This window comes from Arenibacter sp. F20364 (assembly GCF_023015905.1).
Lineage (GTDB): Bacteria > Bacteroidota > Bacteroidia > Flavobacteriales > Flavobacteriaceae > Arenibacter.
The window spans coordinates 146,384-166,066 of the sequence record NZ_JALKBD010000004.1; the positions used below are offsets into that span (position 1 = coordinate 146,384).

At 40.2% G+C, this 19,683-nt stretch carries 16 protein-coding genes; 7 read left to right on the top strand and 9 right to left on the bottom strand.

The features are described 5' to 3' along the window. The first annotated feature begins 471 nt into the window (after positions 1–471). Positions 472–3,330, top strand: coding sequence for a TonB-dependent receptor (locus tag MWU84_RS04570; RefSeq protein WP_246898780.1), 2,859 nt, complete (start codon positions 472–474; stop codon positions 3,328–3,330). 110 nt (positions 3,331–3,440) lie between these two features. On the opposite strand, the gene MWU84_RS04575 is transcribed toward MWU84_RS04570, so the two are convergent. Beyond that, positions 3,441–3,860 (bottom strand): OsmC family protein, encoded by a 420-nt coding sequence (locus tag MWU84_RS04575; protein WP_246898783.1) that lies wholly within the window; start codon positions 3,858–3,860, stop codon positions 3,441–3,443. Between the two features lie 781 nt (positions 3,861–4,641). Between MWU84_RS04575 and MWU84_RS24275 the strand changes: the two genes are divergently transcribed. Beyond that, positions 4,642–4,773 carry a hypothetical protein gene (locus tag MWU84_RS24275; protein ID WP_281502508.1) on the top strand — a complete coding sequence of 44 codons (132 nt, stop codon included), beginning with the start codon at positions 4,642–4,644 and terminating at the stop codon, positions 4,771–4,773. Between the two features lie 143 nt (positions 4,774–4,916). Here the strand turns inward: MWU84_RS24275 and MWU84_RS04580 are convergent, their stop codons facing one another. The 3 genes from MWU84_RS04580 to MWU84_RS04590 form a co-directional block, all read right to left on the bottom strand. Then, positions 4,917–5,855, bottom strand: coding sequence for an EamA family transporter (locus tag MWU84_RS04580; protein ID WP_246898785.1), 939 nt, complete (start codon positions 5,853–5,855; stop codon positions 4,917–4,919). Positions 5,856–6,055: 200 nt separating this feature from the next. Beyond that, positions 6,056–7,750, bottom strand: coding sequence for a DUF2207 domain-containing protein (locus MWU84_RS04585; protein ID WP_246898789.1), 1,695 nt, complete (start codon positions 7,748–7,750; stop codon positions 6,056–6,058). After that, positions 7,750–8,310, bottom strand: a complete 561-nt coding sequence (locus MWU84_RS04590; protein ID WP_246898792.1) for a LemA family protein — start codon at positions 8,308–8,310, stop codon at positions 7,750–7,752. Before MWU84_RS04590 ends, MWU84_RS04585 begins: the two co-directional genes overlap by 1 nt. 768 nt (positions 8,311–9,078) lie before the next feature. Between MWU84_RS04590 and MWU84_RS04595 the strand changes: the two genes are divergently transcribed. From MWU84_RS04595 to MWU84_RS04605, 3 genes are all read left to right on the top strand, one after another. Next, entirely contained in the window at positions 9,079–9,792 is a 714-nt protein-coding gene (locus tag MWU84_RS04595; protein WP_246898794.1) for a pirin family protein, read from the top strand. A gap of 65 nt (positions 9,793–9,857) precedes the next feature. Further along, complete coding sequence (locus MWU84_RS04600; RefSeq protein WP_246898796.1) at positions 9,858–10,727, top strand: pirin family protein; 870 nt, start codon at positions 9,858–9,860, stop codon at positions 10,725–10,727. A gap of 157 nt (positions 10,728–10,884) precedes the next feature. Further along, entirely contained in the window at positions 10,885–12,357 is a 1,473-nt protein-coding gene (locus MWU84_RS04605) for a c-type cytochrome (RefSeq protein ID WP_246898798.1), read from the top strand. A gap of 118 nt (positions 12,358–12,475) precedes the next feature. Here the strand turns inward: MWU84_RS04605 and MWU84_RS04610 are convergent, their stop codons facing one another. The 4 genes from MWU84_RS04610 to MWU84_RS04625 all read right to left on the bottom strand — a co-directional run bounded on the left by MWU84_RS04610 (position 12,476) and on the right by MWU84_RS04625 (position 17,042). After that, positions 12,476–14,035, bottom strand: a complete 1,560-nt coding sequence (locus MWU84_RS04610; RefSeq protein WP_246898800.1) for a DEAD/DEAH box helicase family protein — start codon at positions 14,033–14,035, stop codon at positions 12,476–12,478. Positions 14,036–14,225: 190 nt separating this feature from the next. Continuing rightward, positions 14,226–15,218: a UDP-3-O-(3-hydroxymyristoyl)glucosamine N-acyltransferase gene (gene lpxD / locus MWU84_RS04615; protein WP_246898802.1), complete on the bottom strand. Its 993-nt coding sequence runs from the start codon at positions 15,216–15,218 to the stop codon at positions 14,226–14,228. A 196-nt stretch (positions 15,219–15,414) separates the two neighbouring features. After that, complete coding sequence (locus tag MWU84_RS04620; protein ID WP_246898805.1) at positions 15,415–15,630, bottom strand: VF530 family protein; 216 nt, start codon at positions 15,628–15,630, stop codon at positions 15,415–15,417. Positions 15,631–15,683: 53 nt separating this feature from the next. Continuing rightward, complete coding sequence (locus MWU84_RS04625; protein ID WP_246899048.1) at positions 15,684–17,042, bottom strand: DEAD/DEAH box helicase; 1,359 nt, start codon at positions 17,040–17,042, stop codon at positions 15,684–15,686. Between the two features lie 171 nt (positions 17,043–17,213). On the opposite strand from MWU84_RS04625, the gene MWU84_RS04630 reads away from it, so the two are divergent. After that, entirely contained in the window at positions 17,214–18,764 is a 1,551-nt protein-coding gene (locus MWU84_RS04630) for a M20/M25/M40 family metallo-hydrolase (protein WP_246898807.1), read from the top strand. A 107-nt stretch (positions 18,765–18,871) separates the two neighbouring features. Then, the gene (locus tag MWU84_RS04635) at positions 18,872–19,174 is read left to right on the top strand and encodes an HPF/RaiA family ribosome-associated protein (RefSeq protein ID WP_246898809.1); all 303 of its coding nucleotides are present in this window, start codon (positions 18,872–18,874) and stop codon (positions 19,172–19,174) included. Between the two features lie 111 nt (positions 19,175–19,285). Here MWU84_RS04635 and MWU84_RS04640 read toward each other — a convergent pair whose 3' ends face one another. Continuing rightward, positions 19,286–19,633 carry a hypothetical protein gene (locus tag MWU84_RS04640; RefSeq protein ID WP_246898811.1) on the bottom strand — a complete coding sequence of 116 codons (348 nt, stop codon included), beginning with the start codon at positions 19,631–19,633 and terminating at the stop codon, positions 19,286–19,288. Between the last annotated feature and the right edge of the window lie 50 nt (positions 19,634–19,683).

The window sequence follows — 19,683 nt, forward strand, 5'->3', positions numbered from 1 at the left end:
TGATTTTCCCGTTTGAGCAGCGGTTGAAATACTAAACGAGTGTTTGAAAAAGAAAAAAGAATCTAATCTTATTTAATCTACCCAAGAATTTAGTAGCAGCAATGGTGATTACAGGTCAATGCGCAACTCTTTAAACTTCAACAAATATAAGGCTAGTATTTCAAATATTTTAATTTAGCCCCCCAATTTTTTATCCTGATCAAAGAAAATTGGACATGATTTTCAGGATTTTGGGATAATAATCAAGAAATCACAACTTCAGAATTAATTCTTCTATAATATACCTCGTCCAATACCATCACCATAAGCCAACTAGTACTTCCAATCCCTAAGCAATACCCTGGCATCCGGTAATAAACCTATTCATATAGTCCTCGTTTTTAAATGATTACCTCAATTTTTAGGCATTTTTCTTACAATTTACCTCAAAAATCCTTAACTTCTAAGCATATAAACTCAAAAAACTCATTTATGAAAAAGTATTACTTTATTGCAGTGATTTTCATTTTTGGGATGGTTGGTTTTACCAACGCCCAAATAACGGGATCAGTTTTGGATGAAGAGGGAACACCTTTGCCCGGTGCATCCATAGTAATTAAAGGAACCTCAACAGGTACCACTACAGATTTTGATGGCAACTTTACCATTGAAGCCTCTATGGGTGATGTTTTGGTGGTTTCCTATATTGGATTTGAGACCTTACAGGTAACGGTCAACAATACTGTGATGGATATACGTCTTACTTCGGGTGTGGCCCTATCAGAAGTAATTATTGTAGGTTCCCGTAATCCGAATAGGACTGCCACAGAAAGTACCGTTCCCGTAGATGTCATAGACATGACAGAACTGAACAATGTGGCCCCTCAAGTGAATCTAAACCAGATATTAAATTATGTGGCACCATCCTTCACATCCAATACCCAGACCATTTCGGACGGTACAGATCATATTGATCCGGCTTCCCTTAGAGGATTGGGACCAGATCAGGTTTTGGTGTTGATCAATGGCAAAAGAAGGCATACCTCTTCTTTGATCAATGTAAACGGGACATTTGGTAGAGGAAGTGTAGGAACCGATTTAAACGCCATTCCTGCCGCAGCCATACAGCGTATAGAAGTGTTACGGGACGGTGCGGCCGCACAATATGGCTCAGATGCCATTGCTGGGGTTATCAATATTATATTGAACAAAAATGTGAATGAACTTACCACAACCGTCACTACAGGGGCCAATTTTACGAAAAATGCCAATGATCAAACGGGTGGCGTAGACGGGGAAACCACTAACATATCCGCTAGTTATGGCATTCCTTTAGGTGATAATGGCGGATTTATAAATCTCTCCGGAGATTTTGACGTTCGGGAGGAATATAGCCGAATGAAAGAGTGGGAAGGTTCAATTTTTAATTTGTACAATACCGTAGAAAGAGTAGCTAGTTCTGACGGATACGACATTGCCAACCTTCTGGATGACGATGTTGCCGATGTAATCCAGTATACTGACCAAGCGGGTATTGACCGAAATGGTGCAACCACCAAAGAAGATTTAAGAACAATTCTTGGCGCAGATGCAACCACGGCTGAACTGGCGGCCAGGGGTCAACAAAGAAGCGATTACAATATGAGGGTAGGTCAATCTGCACTGCGTGGCGGCCGTTTATTTGCCAATTTTTCTTTGCCCTTGGATGATATGGGCACAACGCTTTACTCCTTTGCCGGGATTAGTTCCAGAACTGGTAATTCTGCCGGATTTTATAGGCTGCCAAACCAAAGCAGGACCTATACTCCTGCCTATATCAACGGCTTTTTACCAGAAATCAATTCCAATATTAAAGATCAATCATTATCCATTGGAATAAAAGGCATGGTGGGAGATTGGAGTGTTGACCTAAGTAATACTTACGGAAAAAACTCCTTTTTGTATACCATAGGGAATACCTATAACGCTTCCATGCAAAATTCTTCTCCAACTTTTTTTGATGCCGGTGGATTTTCATTCATGCAGAACACCTCCAATCTGGACATCACCCAATTTTTTGATGATGTAATGTCAGGTTTAAACATTGCTTTTGGTGCCGAATATAGGGTAGAGAACTATGATATCGTGGCTGGGGAAGAACCATCCTATGCACAATACACTGCAAACGGCCAACGTATTACCTTAGCTTCCCAGCAACCTTCGCAGGATTTCTTTGGAAATTCAAGACCGGGCGGCTCCCAGGTTTTTCCAGGATTTGCTCCTTCGAACGAACTGTCCCGTGGACGTAGCAGTGTTGCCGGATATTTTGATATAGAGGCCGATTTTTCGGAAGCCTTTTTAGCTAGTTTTGCCACCCGCTATGAAAATTACAGTGATTTTGGTGGCACTATTAACTTTAAATTGGCAGGAAGACTTAAGGCTACGGATAATCTAAATATCCGCGCGGCCTTGAACACAGGTTTTAGGGCACCATCCCTACACCAAATTAATTTTAATTCCACTTCTACCATTTTCGATAACCAAGGCAATCCACAAGAAGTAGGAACTTTTGCCAATGATAGTAGAGCAGCCAGTCTCTTGGGCATTCCACAGTTAAAAGAGGAAACCTCCCAAAGTGTGAGTCTGGGACTTACCGCCAAAATACCGGATGCCAATATTACCGTGACCGTAGATGGTTATTTTGTGAAGATCGATGATCGGGTGGTATATACTGGTCAATTTTCAGGCCCAGGAACTGGTACCGAATTAGACAACCTACTAAGGCAAGCCAATGCCACGGCAGCCTCATTCTTTGCCAATGCCATTGATACAGAATCGAAAGGATTGGATATTGTTATTACCCACAGAACGGATTTAGGTGCCAATTGGAGGTTAAAATCCGATCTTGCAGGTACTCTGTCCAAAACAAAAAAAGTGGGGGACATTAATGCCTCTGAAGTTTTAAGGAACGCAGGGTTGATCGGTACCTACTTTCCAGAGGACAGCAGGGTCTATTTGGAAGAGGCAGTACCTAGGACCAAAATAAACCTTTCCAACAGCCTTACCTCCGATAAATTTATCATTTTCCTTAGAAATGTATACTTTGGAGAGGTAACCGAAGCGACAACAACCGTGGCCAATCAACAGGTATTCGGCACCAAATTGGTAACAGACCTTTCTGTGGGTTATAAGGCAACTGATGCCCTAACCTTGACCCTTGGGGCCAATAATTTATTCGATATCTATCCCGACAGGGCCAAGGACGAATTTGGTAACCGTAGCTCTGGCCGTTTCGATTGGTCCCGTAGAGCGCAACAATTTGGAATAGGTGGTAGATTCCTTTTTGCCAGGGTAAATTTTACACTTAAATAAGAATTGCTAGTAGCATTCACATCAATGGAAAAGCCACTTAACAGTGGCTTTTTTTATTGTTATAGGCCCTAAGGGTTTGACCTAAATCAGGGTCATAAATACGTAGATCCTTAGCCCTGAAGACTAACCTCCAACACTATATTTGTTTTCAACAATTTTGAAATAGGACAGATTTCTTTGGCTTTTTGAGCTATTTCCTTAAACTCTTCCAATTTGATTCCCGGTACCGTACCACTAAGACTTAAAGAAATCTGAGGTATGCTACCATCCTCAAAGTTTACCTTGGCGCTGGTGTCCAGATTAGTTGGTGTAAAACCAGCTTCACCCAATAAAAAACTAAGTTGCATGGTAAAGCAACCTGCATGGGCTGCCCCTACCAATTCTTCGGGGTTGGTGCCCTTACCATCCTCGAATCGTGATTTAAATGAATACTGGGTATCCTTCAAGATGGTACTTTCCGTACTTATGGTACCCTTGCCATCTTTACCTGACCCTTTCCAATTGGCGCTTGCTTTTCTAGTGAATTTCATATTTTTTTATTTAAGGTTAATATTAATTGTGTCCATTATTTATTTTAAAGGGAGCCGTAATACAGTAAGGTAATATTTTCTTCACTCCCTTGCATTTCCATATTTTGCAAATGGAAAATTTAAGGAACATAAACCACATACCTCAATTCCAACTGCTTGCTTCACACGGTATATTTTGCTTAATGAAATAAATGTCAACGGTAATAAAGCCATAATGTAATCTAAAAATCGTTTTGACCACCTGCCTCTAAGATATTAAATAGGTAATAATATTCCCTTAAAATTCTCATAATTCCTATAAACCTTCTGCCCCTTCAAATACCCATCATAAGTTTTTTTATAAACCGGATCATATAGGGAAAATATATACCACAAGTTACTTATAACCAATATTCAACACCTACTATTCCATCTCACTTCTATACACAAATGTTAAATATTGCTTAAAACGGTACTATTTTATACATAGTACTGTAACAAATGTTTCAATCCCTCGTCTTCTAGTAGTAAAACAATTAATCACAAACAAAAAAACATCATGGAAAAAATAAACAAGCATATGATAAAACAAACATTGGAATCTTCAAAAAGCAAAATTTGGAACAGTAGAAGAAGGTTCAATTAACAGTCAAAAAAAGCATTCTAAACATCAATTAAAAAAACAACATCATGGAAACAGTCAACAAACATTTCGTAAAGCAAACAATTGAAAACTCTAAAAGCAACATATGGAACACCAAAAGGCGTTTCAGGTAAATAATAAAGACTAAAAACAGTAATCATGAAATCATTCATTCATAAATCACAATCAGAATCAACTAATTTTCAGTTGACCGGGGAAAGCATCCTAATGGTAAACTTTAAAAGTATCAAGAAAAGCCGTTGGGCCGAGCGCAGAATGTATCTAAACTAATTCTATTTGTATAAGACAGATAGGGTTCACATTTAAAAAGCAGATGATTTGCCAATCACTGCTTTTTTTTTGTTTTACGGAATATTTACCGCTATAGGCTTCCCCTTCCCTCCTTTGGAGGTATGCAGAAGAATAATTTCCCCTTAATCCTCTTTTGGCGAATACCGACTTGAAAATCTAGAAAACAAAACCAATTTCTTTCGGGTATTAATGAAATAGACCCCGGTTAAGAGCACTACGGCGGCAATAGTGGATTGGGTGGTTATTTCTTCATCCAGGAAGAACCAACCCAGCAGAAGGGCAATAATGGGATTTACATAAGTGGAGGTGGCCACCTTTTCCGGAGAAACCACTTTTAATAAATAATTAAAGGCCGTAAAAGCTACAATACTACCAAACACTATAAGTAATATCATAGAATATAGTACAGGACTACTCCAAGTGGTAGGCAAGGTCCATGTTTCCCCTATAAGCCAACTGCCCAGCATTAATATGATACCTGCGGCAAACATTTGGAATCCTGTATTTACAAAATAGTTCTTGGGCAGGTCCGCTTTGGCGACAAATAAACTGCCATAGGCCCAACTGATCATGCAGAAAAATATCATGACCATCCCCAAGACCGAGTTCTCCTGACTTATTACTTGATTTTGGCTGACCAACAAGTAGATACCCAAAATCCCAATTATAACGCCCACAACGGACATGGTCTGAATCTTTTTCCCTTCAAGAACCCGCATTAACAAAAGAATAACCAAGGGTTGTGACGCTATTTCCAAAGCTGCAAAGCCACTGTCAACATACTTCAGTGCCCATACCACAAAACCGTTGCCAAAAGCAAGGAACAGAAACCCCGCTTTACTCGAATTAAATAATTGCTTTCTAGTGATGTTTAACGGAATTCCCATTATTTTACACAGCAAAAAAATTAAAATTCCCGCCACCGAAAAGCGTATGGAGGCCAACATAAAAGGGGGCAATTCACTTACAGCAATCTTATTCAAAAGATAGGTTGAACCCCAAATCACATAGATGGCAAAAAAAGCAAGTACAATTAGAAGTGCATTCCGGGATTGGGACATAAATAAAGCTTTTCCAATGAACCACAAAAGTAAGTATAACTTTTATTAGTATAGCCCTCCTGCGGATCAAGATCTATTAAATAATCTACACCGACCAATAGCTCGAATTGTTAGCGAAGATCCGAGAAATACATGGTATTACACACTAAGGAAAGGCTCACCTTGGTAATTTTCATCCCTTTCTACCATTTGCCTACAGCCTACCAGCTGCCCCCTCCTCCACCGCCGAAGCCGCCACCTGACGAACCTCCACCAGAACTACTACTGCTGGAAGGGGAACTTACCATATTCGATTTTGTACTGGCCATGGCATTGGAAAACGACTTGGAAAATTGATTCATTGTAAGGCTGCTACTTGAAGTGGACGTATACCAATCCGGGGGAGGTATATTTAGATCTCGGAACTTCTTGGCCCATTGATCGAACAAACCAAAGGCCAGGGCATACCCTAGGGTGTTTTCAAAATAATGTGGGTCGTCCTTCAGTAGCATTTTTAATCTATTTTCCTCCGCTACCTTAATAAATCTTTTAAATCCCTTTAACTCCGACAGCAACTCATTGCCCTTGGCGTTCTTTTTCACCATAAATCGATTAACAAAAATCAGTAATATACAGAAGCCTACTATTGCCACCGCCGCCAATGGCCCCCAGAAGAATAACCCCCCCAAAGTAAGTCCAATGGCCAAAGCAATCAAGGCTACATACATAATACCCTGCATTTTTTTCGACTCCGCTTCGTAATAGGGTTGTGCACTTTCCTTTAATTGGCTTCGTGCCTTGATCATCTTGGTATAAAAGGTATCTTTTAAACTACTTACCAGCACTTCCGTACCAACAACATTGTTATTGTCACCGAACAGCCCCCGGAATATTTCCAATTCATAGGAAGGAGAGTCCACGGGTAAAGCCTGCAGCCTTATAATTTTGGTGTCCTTTGATCCAAATAGGCCTTTTTTTGACATTTCTTCCAGTCTAATCAACCCTTTGGAGCCCCAATAAGGTATTAAAGCGATTAAGTCGGAATTATCCTCCCTGTCATTAATCAAAAAACCTACCATGGCCGGATCTATTTTATCCGGTGGATAATAACTGGTGGTAGCAATGACGCGTTTATCCCTACCAAATTTCCACCAAATCCTAGAAAATGCAGTAAGCATTATCCCTATCAGGAATACCCAACCATATTTATCCCAAAAAGGCCAGAACGGCTTTTCTTCCTTGACAGACCCCGGTGGAAGGTTGATCAATACCGTAACACTTTGTCCTGGATGGGATATAAAGCCTGATTTACTGGTACCTGAAAATTCATTGTCCGTATAGTAAAATTGCATGTCCGTAGTTGTAGTGGCAGTACCCCTATCCCCAGAATAAACAAAACTATTTTCTTTGCTAGGATATATGTTCTCAGGAAGCTTGATGGTAAAACTGATTTGATGAAAATCCGCTAGCCAATCCTCTGGTTTGATGTTCCAATAAAATCGTATTTGCGAATCCTCAAAGAGAAGGGCATTATGTACCCTATATTTTATTTCGTAATGTTGGGGACCAACAAGGGTTATATCCTTATCCCCAATTTTGATCTCCAAGTTATCTTGCAACTTTTGTACAAAATCGAACGGAGCCTCAAATTTGTAATCTGGAACCTTTATCTTACTTATTCTAATCTTTCTGGTAGCTTCGGCTCCTTTTGAATCCACAAGATCATATTCTGTTTGTATAATCCTATATATGCCGTGTTTTGGAATTTCAAAGTTAAGATCATAGTTTTCCACTACATCAAAATAACCTTCTGGATGAACAGTAATGTCTACGGTGTAATTTTTAACCGTAAAATCCTGGGCCCAGCACATATTTATGGTTAGGAAAAATAGAAAAAAGTAATAGCTATTTTTCATTAAGAGAAATCTACTTTTACGTTGGTCCTACTAGCCTCATCCGCTACAAAATAGTCGAAATGTTGATATTTAAACAAACTGGCCACAAGTACTCCAGGTACGCTTTCCCCGTAAGTGTTGTTTTCTCTCACGGAACCATTGTAATACCTTCTGGCCCGCTCCAGGTTTTCTTCAATCTCATTCAATTTTTGTTGAAGGTCCAAATAATTGGCATTGGCCTTAAGATCTGGATAGGCTTCCCCCAAGGCAAATATACTTCTCAAGCTTTGTTGCAATTGGTTTTCTGCCTTTATTTGGGCATTAATATCTCCCGATGGGACTGCCATGGCAGCATTACGGGCATTTATTACGGCCTCCAAGGTTGATTTTTCATGCTTTGCATATCCTTTTACGGTCTCCACCAAATTGGGTATAAGATCATACCTTCTTTTTAAGGCCACATCTATATTGCTCCAAGCGTCCTTGACAAGATTTCTAAGTGTTGCAAAGCGATTGAAAACATTTACTAAGAACAAGACGAGCAGAGCAAGAATTGCTAAAAAAATAAATAACGTAATCATGGTTCAGTGTGTTTTTTTGTTTTTATGACTATGGTTCCACTAAGTTACTTTATTTTTTTGTTTGCTAAGCAGGCCTTTTAACAAATTAAAATGGATTCCATATATACTCAATTGCCCATCCCGCACTTTCGCAATAACCCTATATATCAGTTGAGATGGGGAGTTGAAAATCTTGAACAAAATAGAGCGACCCTGCCGCTCTTTTTTCCACCTAATTTTTAATGCTATTTGGTATCCAAAATCTTTTTACTGACATATACGATGGACCTATTGATTGTTCCATCATCATCAAAATCATGAAGATAAAGGGCCGGCAGAACAAATTTCTTACCATCGGATTTTCTTGTCCATCAAAATTTCCACCAAGACTGTACCACCATGGCATCCTGCATAACATATTCCAAATAATCAGGGTTGCCCGTTTCATCTATGCTATCTATCTTCCAACAGCTGATTATTCCGATTCTTTACCTAATCCGTACTAAAATTCTATCCATCCAGTAGTTATAAAAAAATAAAACTTGGCATCATCGGCGAAAAAACTGTAAAAGGCCTCCAAATCATTAAACTCAAAATCATGAATCATTTTCCTGACCGTTTTTTTACTTCTGGAAATAGCCCAATGCCACAACGAGCATTAGGGTCGTAAGAATTTATTTCCTTTTATAGGTTGTATTTTTTAAAAATTTCAAAAATCCAATTACTTATCATAGATCAATGTCCATATCACATGGGAAGTCTAATTTTGACTAAACAAAAAAAGATATCATGAAAACAATTTTGCATACAGCGGAAAGCAGGGGAAAGGCCGATCACGGTTGGCTTAATTCATACCACAGTTTTAGTTTTGCCAATTATCACAACCCGGAACGAATGAATTTTGGCGTTCTAAGGGTTTTAAACGACGATACCGTCTCAGGTGGACAGGGCTTTGGACAACATCCGCATAAAAACATGGAAATTATATCCATTCCGTTGAAAGGCGATTTGGAACACAAGGACAGTATGGGAAACACAACCGTTATAAAAGAAGGTGATGTTCAGGTAATGAGTGCAGGAACCGGGGTTTTTCACAGTGAGTACAACAAGAACAAAAACGAAGATGTGAAATTTCTTCAAATATGGGTATTTCCAAAGACCCAAAATGTAACTCCCCGATATGATCAGATCTCTACCCAAGATTTGGCTAAAAAAAATTCCTTTTACCAAATCCTTTCACCCAACAAAACAGATCAAGGGGTATGGATACATCAGGACGCTTGGTTTTCCCTAGGTGATTTTGAAAGTGGAGTTACCTCAACCTATACTTTAAACAAAGTTAATAATGGATTGTATTTGTTTGTTTTGGAAGGAAATGTAAACCTTAAGGGACAAGAATTAAAAAAACGTGATGGTATAGGGATTTGGGACACTAATAAAATCAGTATTACCGCAAATAGCCCAAGTAAATTGCTAGTGATGGAAGTTCCTATGGAGATGTAATCCACCCCTCAACTATTACTTGGTTTTTACTATTTTTATTATTTTCTATTTAAAAAAACAGAACTATGTCCAACATTAAACTTGTAATTCCGGAAAGGGCGGCCAATATCGGTAATTTTATGGTTGGCCGTTTGTTGCCTTTTAGACAAAAACGCATGGTAGGACCATTCGCTTTTATTGATCATATGGGGCCTGTAAAGATGGAAGAAAATGAAAATTTGGACGTACCGCCCCATCCACACATTGGACTCTCAACACTTACCTATCTTTTTGAAGGGAATATAATGCACCGCGATAGCCTGGGCAATGAAGTCGAAATTGCCCCAGGCGGTGTTAATTGGATGACCGCAGGTGAGGGCGTAGTCCATTCCGAGCGTACCCCGGAACATTTGAGAAATATTAAAAAGTCGCTACACGGACTTCAAATATGGGTAGGCCTACCTAAATCCCTGGAAAAAATGAAACCCTCTTTTGTCCACCTAACCAGGGAAGAAATTCCCAAATGGGAGTACCAAGGAGTAAGGGCAACGCTAATTGCCGGAAAGGTATTGGGGAAAATTTCCCCTGTCCCCGTCCACAGCAACCTCTACTTTTTGGAATTAAAGAGTAAGTCCAACCAAAAAGTAAATTTAGGAACACAACTTTACGGTGAAAGCGGGCTGTATATTTTGGAAGGCAATATTAGTAGTGACGGAAATACTTTTGGTCCTAAACAAATTTTGATAGCCAAAGACAGCACACTTTGCGCATTTGAAATGCATGCGAACACCACTGTTTATATTTTTGGCGGCGAACCATTCCCTGAAGAAAGACATATTTTTTGGAATTTCGTCTCCTCGGACAAGAATACAATTGAAAAAGCGAGTAACGATTGGAAGCTCCAAAAGTTTCCTCAAGTACCGGGGGAATCAGATTTTGTTCCTTTACCAAGCTAGGTACATAAACACAATTTACCAGCAGTATGTAGGTCATCTACAATCTCCCTTTGAGCGAATGTCTTTGTGGTTTATCGATTTTAAGGAACACCCCTGTTTCTTTTCCCTAAAATATCCTTAACTTATCCTATCGCGTTTACCTGTAAACACTGTTGATTTGAAAAAAATTAAATTTTTAATTACAGCTTATGTATTCATTTTTGTCGTTCTTTCATGTTCCAAGGACAGCAAGGAAGACCTTGTAGATGCTGTAATCACCAAAGATCCAACCGAACAGCCCATTGATGAACCAGAGGTTGAGGCACCCCTTATTGAAAGCAGCCCCCTACCGGACAATCCTCAGCGATCCGGGGACGCCGCTAAAGGTTATGAATATCTTATTCAAGGCGAATATATGAGTTCTGGAGTTCCTTATGATGCTTTTTTATTAGGAACTAATGAAAACCCGGACAATCGGCTCAACAGAAGTGGGGACAACGCAAACCTACCATATGACTACACCGCCATAACAGCTCCAAATGGTGCCCGGGTAGTAGCTCCCAACTGCATGGCATGCCATGCTTCCTCCATTAACAATGAATTCATAATAGGTTTAGGAAGCCATGACGCGGATTTTACGGTAAACAGGGCTGCCAACATAGCCTTGTTAAATTCTGGCATTAGAGCCCTTTATGGTGGAGAGGAAAGCGCGGAATGGCAGGCATACGAGCAATTTAGAAAGAGTATTATTGCCATTGGCCCAAGAACCATTACCGAAACAAGAGGCTCTAATCCTGCCGATAAAATTACCCAAGTACTCATAGCGTACCGGGACAAAAGTACTTTGGAGTGGCAGGACACCCCATTGGTAGAAATTCCAGATGAGGTAATTCCCACTGATGTACCGGCATGGTGGCTGTTAAAAAAGAAAAATGCCATGTTTTACCATGCCATTGGTCGACTTGACTTCTGCAAGTCTTTTATAGGCTCCAGTCTTCTAACCTTGGGAGATGCATCAAATGCAGCGGAAATAGATGACAATATGCGAGATGTACTGGCCTATATACAAAGTCTGGAAGCCCCTGAATATCCATTTTCCATAGATTCCGATTTGGCACAACAAGGCAAACAATTGTTTGAAAACACCTGTGCCACCTGTCATGGCACCTATGGCAATACACCGTCTTACCCTAATTTACTGGTCACCTTAAATTCAGTTGGCACAGACCCGACATTATCAGACCATTACACAACATCCTCCCCAATGAACGACTATTTTATGGATTGGTTTAATTCAGGCTGGTTTGGTACAACAAGCAATAATTTGCAGATAAAAGCGGAAGGCGGCTATACAGCCCCACCATTGGATGGTATATGGGCCACAGCTCCCTACTTCCACAACGGATCGGTGCCCACCTTGGAAGACGTCCTAAATAGCACTAACAGACCCACAAGATGGAGCAGGTCTTTTGACAACAGCGATTACGATCAATTAAAAGTTGGATGGATGTATTCTACCGAACCATCCAAGGTAGATAAAAACACCTACGATACCACTTTAAAAGGCTATGGAAATTCAGGTCACACCTTTGGAGATCAGTTTACAGATTTAGAGCGAACTGCTATAATTGAATATCTCAAAACACTGTAAATTAATAATTTAAAAATGATTATTTAATCAAAAGAATAAATAAAAATATCTCCCGAAAAGAAATTTCATCTAGAACATTCACCGGCGTAATTCAGCAGAAAATACACTTAAGGAGCTATTATTCCTCTGGAGGCCTACCGTTAATATCCTCGTAAATCGTATCGAAGTTTTGACGCAAATGTGAACTTAATTTTTTGTGATAGTCATCCGTTAGCCACTTGAGAAAGTTATAGGTACTTTTGCTAATACACTTGGCATAGCGCTGGATTCTATCATCAATATCGGGACCCAACATTTTAGAGAGCGCCAGGGCATCATATACATCCTCACTGTTTTCGACACATATTCTGGCATGTTGGGCTATGGATCGCTCCAACACCACCTTGGACGACTCCCCGTTTTTAATGGAATCCACATAGGTTTCCTTGATATCGAAATACACCTCCTCTGATTTAGCGAATTCTGCCCGCAACTCTTCGGGCATTTCCCATTTAAAATTGCTTTCCAACTCCTCATCACTCAAAAGTCTATCTGCATAAAAATTTGGTGACTTAAAAATGGTCTGCCAGTCCAGATCTGCTCCCCAAGGACCAAAGCGATGAAAATTGTTCCCAAGGTCAATTACCGAAAAGGTAGATTTATTGTTCAATATCCTGGAACCACGACCTATCATCTGATAATACAGGGTTAAAGATTTAGTAGCCCGGTTCAATATAATGGTATCTATGGTGGGTTCATCAAATCCAGTAGTCAGAATACTTACGGAAGTTAAAATGGCGTTAGGCGTCATATTAAACCACTTTAAGATCGTCTTACGCTGCTTCTTGGTAGCCGTATTGTCCAAATGGGCTATGGGATAACCGGCAGCTCTAAAAGTCTCATAGACATGCAGGGAAGTATTAATACCATTGTTGAAAATCAATGTCTTTTTACCCTTGGAATGTTTTTCATAAGCCTCCAACAGCTTACTAAGCATCTGGCTATTATTGTATAGATCCTCTGATGATTTTACGGTATAATCCCCATTGGAACCCACCTCCAAAGAAGTTAGCCCCATATTGTAGGAATAGAATTCCGCCCGGGCCAAAAATTCATTTTCTATTAGCGCCTCTATTGACTCCCCAACGATCAATTCGTCATAATTGTCTTTCATGGGCAAATCCTTATTGGAACTCAAAGGCGTTGCGGTAACGCCCAATACAAATGAATTTTCAAAAAACTTGAACAATTTTGTAAACGAATTATAGTGCGCCTCATCGATAATTACCAATCCAACGTCGGAAATATCCAACTTATCGTCCTGAAGCCTGTTGTTCAAGGTCTCTACCATGGCCACAAAGCAACTGTATTCTTCTTGGTCGTCCAGATTGGCCTTACTGTCCACCACCTTATTTGTCACCCCAAAACTGGTCAACATGGTAGAGGTTTGCTTGCAGAGCTCTATACGGTGCGTCATGATCAGCACCTTCTTGTTGTGGTGCTTGAGATATTGCCTTACGATTTCGGAAAAAATAACTGTTTTACCACCTCCAGTAGGCAATTGATACAAAAGATGATGATCGTCGGGAGCTGTTTCGAATTTATCAAAAATCTGATCTATAGCTCCTTTTTGATAGCTGTAAAGCTCCTTATCCGTTTTTCTTTCTACAATAGCATTGGCAATCAAGGTCTCCGACATAATCTCTTTTTTGGATTGCAAAACTACACTCTTTGTCGGGTGTATAACGAATATTTTTAGAAAATTTAAGGATTATTTTTTTTGAATACCAATGTCAGTGGCCGATAACAGCCACTATTTTGGTGGATTATCAAATCAAAACAACCAACAAAAATTACTAATTCCGAGAATCTGGTCTACCCGCACATTCCTAGTTTTTTGCCAAATTTCTCAGCGCAACCCATTGTTTGAGCATTTCCCTTGAATCCGTAGCCGGGTAGCCCAATACGGTTTTCCCCGGAAGCACGTCGCTCATTACACCGGAGCCGGCCCCCACAACAGCACCCGAATTAATGGTTGTGTGATCTTTAATGGAAGCACTCCCCCCTATTATTACACCATCACCCAAAGTTACGGAACCCGCCAAACCACTATGTCCGGCCATAATGCAGGATCTTCCCAAGACACAATTGTGCGCTATCTGAACCAAATTATCAATTTTACACCCGTCACCCACTATTGTGGAGCTAAATTTACCGCGATCAACACAGGAATTGGCCCCAATTTCTACATAATTGCCAATTACCACATTACCTATTTGAGGTATTTTCACCAACCCCCTACCATCCTCTGACGGCCTGTAACCAAATCCATCAGCCCCAATACTAACATTCGTATGAAAGATGCAATTACTCCCTATTACGCTTCGCTCCCTGATAACGGTACCCGACCAAACTACGGTATGGTGACCAATAGTGGACTCATCAAAAATAGCAACATTGGGATACAGGATGACCCCATCTCCCAAAACTACATTTTTACCTACATAGCTACCTGCTCCAATTTTACAACCCTTGCCCAAAACTGCGGTTTCGTGCACTACGGCCCGCGGGTGTATTTCTTCCAATAATTCAGGTGGTTCGGGCTGAAAAGCCTCCAACAGCTTGGCCATGGCCAAATCCGCATTTGAAACCTTAATAAAAGCCTTATCGGAACCAGGTAATATTTTCACGGCCTCCGACACAATAGCGGCACTGGCACTGCATGAATCCCAATTTCTCGCATATTTATTACTGGATATAAATGTAATTTGTTGGTCTTTGGCCCTATCCATTTGTTCGGCCCCAATTATGGGCTTGCCATAACCTCCTATAAGCTCTCCATTCAAAAGCTTACTTATTTCTGCAACGGTAAATGATTTCATCTAATATTATCGTTATTGTTTTATTATCAAAACATTGATTAATTTTCTGTCAAATTTTTAAATATAGCACTAAATATCCAACTATATTGCTAAATCCAAATCAAGCTATCTTAAATATTAAAGCGATAAAAAAAATAAGCCCGACTGCTTAGATTTTTTGAAGTCCCAAGGAGATCATGGCCATTGGCCGCGCTCCCTATTTCCTTTGTGATTTTATATACAATTGCTCCACTTTCTCCCGTGCCCAAGGTGTCCTCCTCAAAAATTTCAAACTGGATTTAATGGATGGGTCGTGATTGAAACAGCGAATATTGATTCTAGCCCCCATTTCCTCCCATCCATATTGGGTCACCAAGGAATCCAACATGTCTGCCAAGGTGATGCCATGTAATGGATTTTTATCAGTATTCATTTAAAGTAAAATATTAAGTAAGTATCGTTTTATATCTCATTATAAACTTATTACTATTTTCTTTTTTTATTTTTTTTTGAAAATCTCTTATCCCCCCTTGTAATTGGCTTTTTATACTTTTTAGCAATTTCTCTTTTATAGGACCCTCCTTGGTTTACCTTTTTATTTTTTTCCGCTTTCTCATGAAAGGCAGCTCCACGGGCCTCCAATTCGGCCGCACTCACAGGATTGTTGTGCTCCAAATTTTTGGGGCGCTCCTCCGGTGCCAGTTCCTCGGATATTTTTACCTCCTTTGGAAACTCCAACAAGGGAATTTGAAAATCCATTAATTTCTCTATGGCATCTTTAAACTCCTCCTCCTTCTTGGTGAACAATAATAAGGAGTTTCCTTTTTTCTCCGCCCTACCGGTTCTACCTATACGATGCATATAGTTCTCCGGGTATGTAGGGGTGTCAAAATTTATTACATGGGTAATTTGTTCAAGATCCAATCCCCTGGACATAACATCGGTAGAAACCAATATCCTATTTTTGCCCTCATCGAACTGTTTAATGGATCTAATTCTGTAATTCTGTGTTTTATTGGAATGAATTATCGCCGCCTCATCACCAAAATCTACCTTTAGGGCCTCAAATAATCTGTCCGCGCTTCTTTTATTGGAAACAAAGATCAAAACCTTTTTATAGGTAGTCTTGTCTTTCAACAGAAAGGCCAAAAGATTTATTTTGGTGTAAAAATTTTCGACCGCATAGGCCAGCTGTTCAATATTCTCCAGTGGTGTTCCACTTACGGCAATCGATATTTTTACCGGCGCAATAAAAAAATCCTCTATCAATTTGGAAACCTCCTCTGTCATTGTAGCAGAAAACATGATATTTTGTCTTCTCTGGGGCATTAATTCAAAAATATTGGTAATCTGAAATCGAAAACCAAGGTCTAACATAACATCCACCTCATCAATTACCAATTTCTTGACATCCCTAAGCTTAACGGTCCTGTCCAATGTAAGGTCATATAACCTACCAGGGGTGGCCACCAATATATCACATCCTTGGGCAACTGCCTGCCTCTGCGTGTTTATATTTGCCCCACCATAAATTCCGCAAACCCTAACACTCATATATTTGGAATAAGCCTCAATATTGGCAACTACCTGTAACACCAATTCCCGTGTAGGCACCAGTATCAATATTCTGGGATTGGGTTGTTTTGAAAATTTCAACTCCTGCAGAAGAGGCAGCATATAGGCGAAAGTTTTACCAGTACCCGTTTGCGCAATGCCCACTATATCCTTACCGGACATGATTACCGAAAAGGCCTGCTGCTGAATGGGAGTCGGGACCGAAAAGCCCAAATCCTCTATGGCGTAATGTAATTGTTTAGATATATTAAATTCGGCAAAAGTGCTCATTCCCTTTATTTTTGGAGCAAAGGTAGAGTTTATAATCTTCATATTGGTTGTCCTGACCTTAGTTGACCCCTATGGGCAGATAAAATAGATTCTTAATTAAAACCTAATACTCGGGATTAACTTAGTGATAATTATTATTTTGATCCCACAGATTGATCTAAAATATTGTATATGAAAAAAACATACTTACTGTTATCCCTATATTTCCTTTGTTTTACCCAGGCCAGCTTTACCCAGACTACCACTCAAATTGTGGCCGATATAGTTCAGGAAGTCAATGAAAATTCTCAATTGAAAACCTTGGCGCACGAATTATTGGATGTCATTGGCCCTAGACTGGTCGGCACCCCACAGATGCAAAAGGCCCATGACTGGGCACTGAAGCAATATGCCAACTGGGGAATTACTGCAAAAAACGAACAATGGGGCGAATGGCGGGGCTGGGAACGTGGAATAACACATATAGACATGATATCGCCCCGAATCCAAACCTTAAAGGGAACCCAGTTGGCATGGAGCCCCAGCACTGGACGGAAAGGCATTACCGCGGAGTTGATGGTCTTGCCTACTGTTGCCGATCCCGTGGAATTTAATCAGTGGTTGCCAAGCGTTAAAGGCAAGCTAGTATTGATTTCCATGAAGGAGGCTACAGGACGACCGGATTACAACTGGGAGGAATTTGCAACACCGAAATCTTTTGACAAAATGAAAAAAGATAGGGAAGCGCAAGAAAATGAATGGTCGGACAACCTTCAGCGAACCGGATACAACAGACGGTCACTACCAATTGCCCTTGAAAAAGCCGGAGCACTGGGAATAGGGACCTCCTATTGGTCAAAGGGCTTTGGAGCCAATAAAATTTTTGGTGCGAATACCGATAAAATTCCTGTTATAGATTTGGAACTGGAAGACTATACTATGCTTTATAGACTGGTAGAGCATGGAAATAGTCCTCAAATTAAAATTTTAGCAGAGTCCAAGGACCTGGGTGCCGTGCCCACATTTAACACCATAGCAGAGATAAAGGGTTCGGAAAAGCCCGATGAATATGTTATCCTATCGGCACATTTTGATTCTTGGGACGGAGGAACGGGGGCCACGGACAACGGAACGGGAACTTTGGTAATGATGGAAACCATGCGCATACTCAAAAAGTTATACCCCAATCCCAAAAGAACCATCTTGGTAGGCCATTGGGGAAGTGAAGAACAAGGATTAAACGGGTCCAGGGCCTATGTGGAGGACCATCCGGAAATAGTGGACAACGTACAAGTTGTTTTTAATCAGGATAATGGCACTGGGAGAGTGGTACAAATATCAGGAGGTGGGTTTCTCAATTCATACGATTATATCCCCAGATGGCTATCGGCTGTTCCGGACGAAATAACCCAACACATAGAGACTACATTTCCTGGAATGCCGGCAGGCGGCGGATCGGATAACGCATCGTTTATAGCCGCGGGAGCCCCAGCCTTTTTTCTTAGTTCCTTAAACTGGTCTTATTGGAACTATACCTGGCATACCAACAGGGACACCTATGACAAGATTGTTTTCGATGATCTCAGAAATAATGTTATACTCACGGCAATATTGGCCTATATGGCGAGCGAAGATCCTGAAATGACCTCTAGAAAAAAAAGAGTATTGCCCATTAATCCGAAAAGCGGGGAACAATCTACCTGGCCCTCCCAACGATCCCCAAACAGAAAGGGAGGATTGTAAGAATTTACCATAGATTTCCCTTGGGTTTATTAAAAATAAAGACTAACTTAAATTCCAGAATTTTAACCGGATCTAACTTAGATCCGTTAACCTAAAAACCCTTAAATATGAGTATCAATTTTGTATATGATGATGTAAAAGCAAGTGCCCGTCTAGAGGAATTGGCTACCAAGAAGTTGGAAAAATTAGAAGACAAATATGATTTTATAGTGCGTGCCGATGTTTTCTTTAAAAAAGAAAACACTTCCTCTCCCAATACCGGATTGATTTGCAATATAAGGCTAAGTGCCCCGGGCCCTAGATTATTTGCGGAGTCCAACAACTCAAAATTTGAAGTGTCCATTGCCGCTTCTGTAGATGAACTTGAAAGACAATTGGAGAAAAGAAAAGGCAAGATGAAAACACATTAACCCAATTTCCAGCAATTGGAATAGGAAAAAATGCCCCGGGACAGAGCCAAATTCTTCTCGGGGCATTTTTTATTTGCCATGTTTCGAAATAAAACAAAAACCTACTATTGCTCAATCCCCTGCATCTTCAAATTTAGTGTCTGCCAGCGTTTTCATCAATCGATCCGAAAAGGGGTTTTTATATAAATCCTTTAGCAGTCGTTTTCTTTTGCGATCTGAAATATCCATGGTATCCAAGATACCTTTTCTTCTCTTCGCCTCAACGATTCTCTTCTTCTTTAAACTAATCCGGTCTTCGGCAGATAATATCATATCGGGCTCATACTCCTCCAATATAGTCCATTTTTCCACTTTCAGCTTTTTTCCCAAGGTATCACTTTCCCGGGTTTGGGCATTTAAGTCCACCAAGAAAAATCCCATAACAAGCAGTATTACAGCGCTGTAAATATCTTTAATCATTTTTCACAAAAGGTCTCTGTTTAAAGTTATGACATTTTATCCACCCTGCT

Coding starts and splice junctions, on each gene's coding strand:
- MWU84_RS24275 (WP_281502508.1), top strand. CDS start 4,642: ATGAAATCATTCATTCATAAATCACAATCAGAATCAACTAATTTTCAG.
- MWU84_RS04590 (WP_246898792.1), bottom strand. CDS start 8,310: ATGATTACGTTATTTATTTTTTTAGCAATTCTTGCTCTGCTCGTCTTG.
- MWU84_RS04575 (WP_246898783.1), bottom strand. CDS start 3,860: ATGAAATTCACTAGAAAAGCAAGCGCCAATTGGAAAGGGTCAGGTAAA.
- MWU84_RS04635 (WP_246898809.1), top strand. CDS start 18,872: ATGAGTATCAATTTTGTATATGATGATGTAAAAGCAAGTGCCCGTCTA.
- MWU84_RS04580 (WP_246898785.1), bottom strand. CDS start 5,855: ATGTCCCAATCCCGGAATGCACTTCTAATTGTACTTGCTTTTTTTGCC.
- MWU84_RS04640 (WP_246898811.1), bottom strand. CDS start 19,633: ATGATTAAAGATATTTACAGCGCTGTAATACTGCTTGTTATGGGATTT.
- MWU84_RS04595 (WP_246898794.1), top strand. CDS start 9,079: ATGAAAACAATTTTGCATACAGCGGAAAGCAGGGGAAAGGCCGATCAC.
- MWU84_RS04585 (WP_246898789.1), bottom strand. CDS start 7,750: ATGAAAAATAGCTATTACTTTTTTCTATTTTTCCTAACCATAAATATG.
- MWU84_RS04600 (WP_246898796.1), top strand. CDS start 9,858: ATGTCCAACATTAAACTTGTAATTCCGGAAAGGGCGGCCAATATCGGT.
- MWU84_RS04625 (WP_246899048.1), bottom strand. CDS start 17,042: ATGAGCACTTTTGCCGAATTTAATATATCTAAACAATTACATTACGCC.
- MWU84_RS04610 (WP_246898800.1), bottom strand. CDS start 14,035: ATGTCGGAGACCTTGATTGCCAATGCTATTGTAGAAAGAAAAACGGAT.
- lpxD (WP_246898802.1), bottom strand. CDS start 15,218: ATGAAATCATTTACCGTTGCAGAAATAAGTAAGCTTTTGAATGGAGAG.
- MWU84_RS04630 (WP_246898807.1), top strand. CDS start 17,214: ATGAAAAAAACATACTTACTGTTATCCCTATATTTCCTTTGTTTTACC.
- MWU84_RS04620 (WP_246898805.1), bottom strand. CDS start 15,630: ATGAATACTGATAAAAATCCATTACATGGCATCACCTTGGCAGACATG.
- MWU84_RS04570 (WP_246898780.1), top strand. CDS start 472: ATGAAAAAGTATTACTTTATTGCAGTGATTTTCATTTTTGGGATGGTT.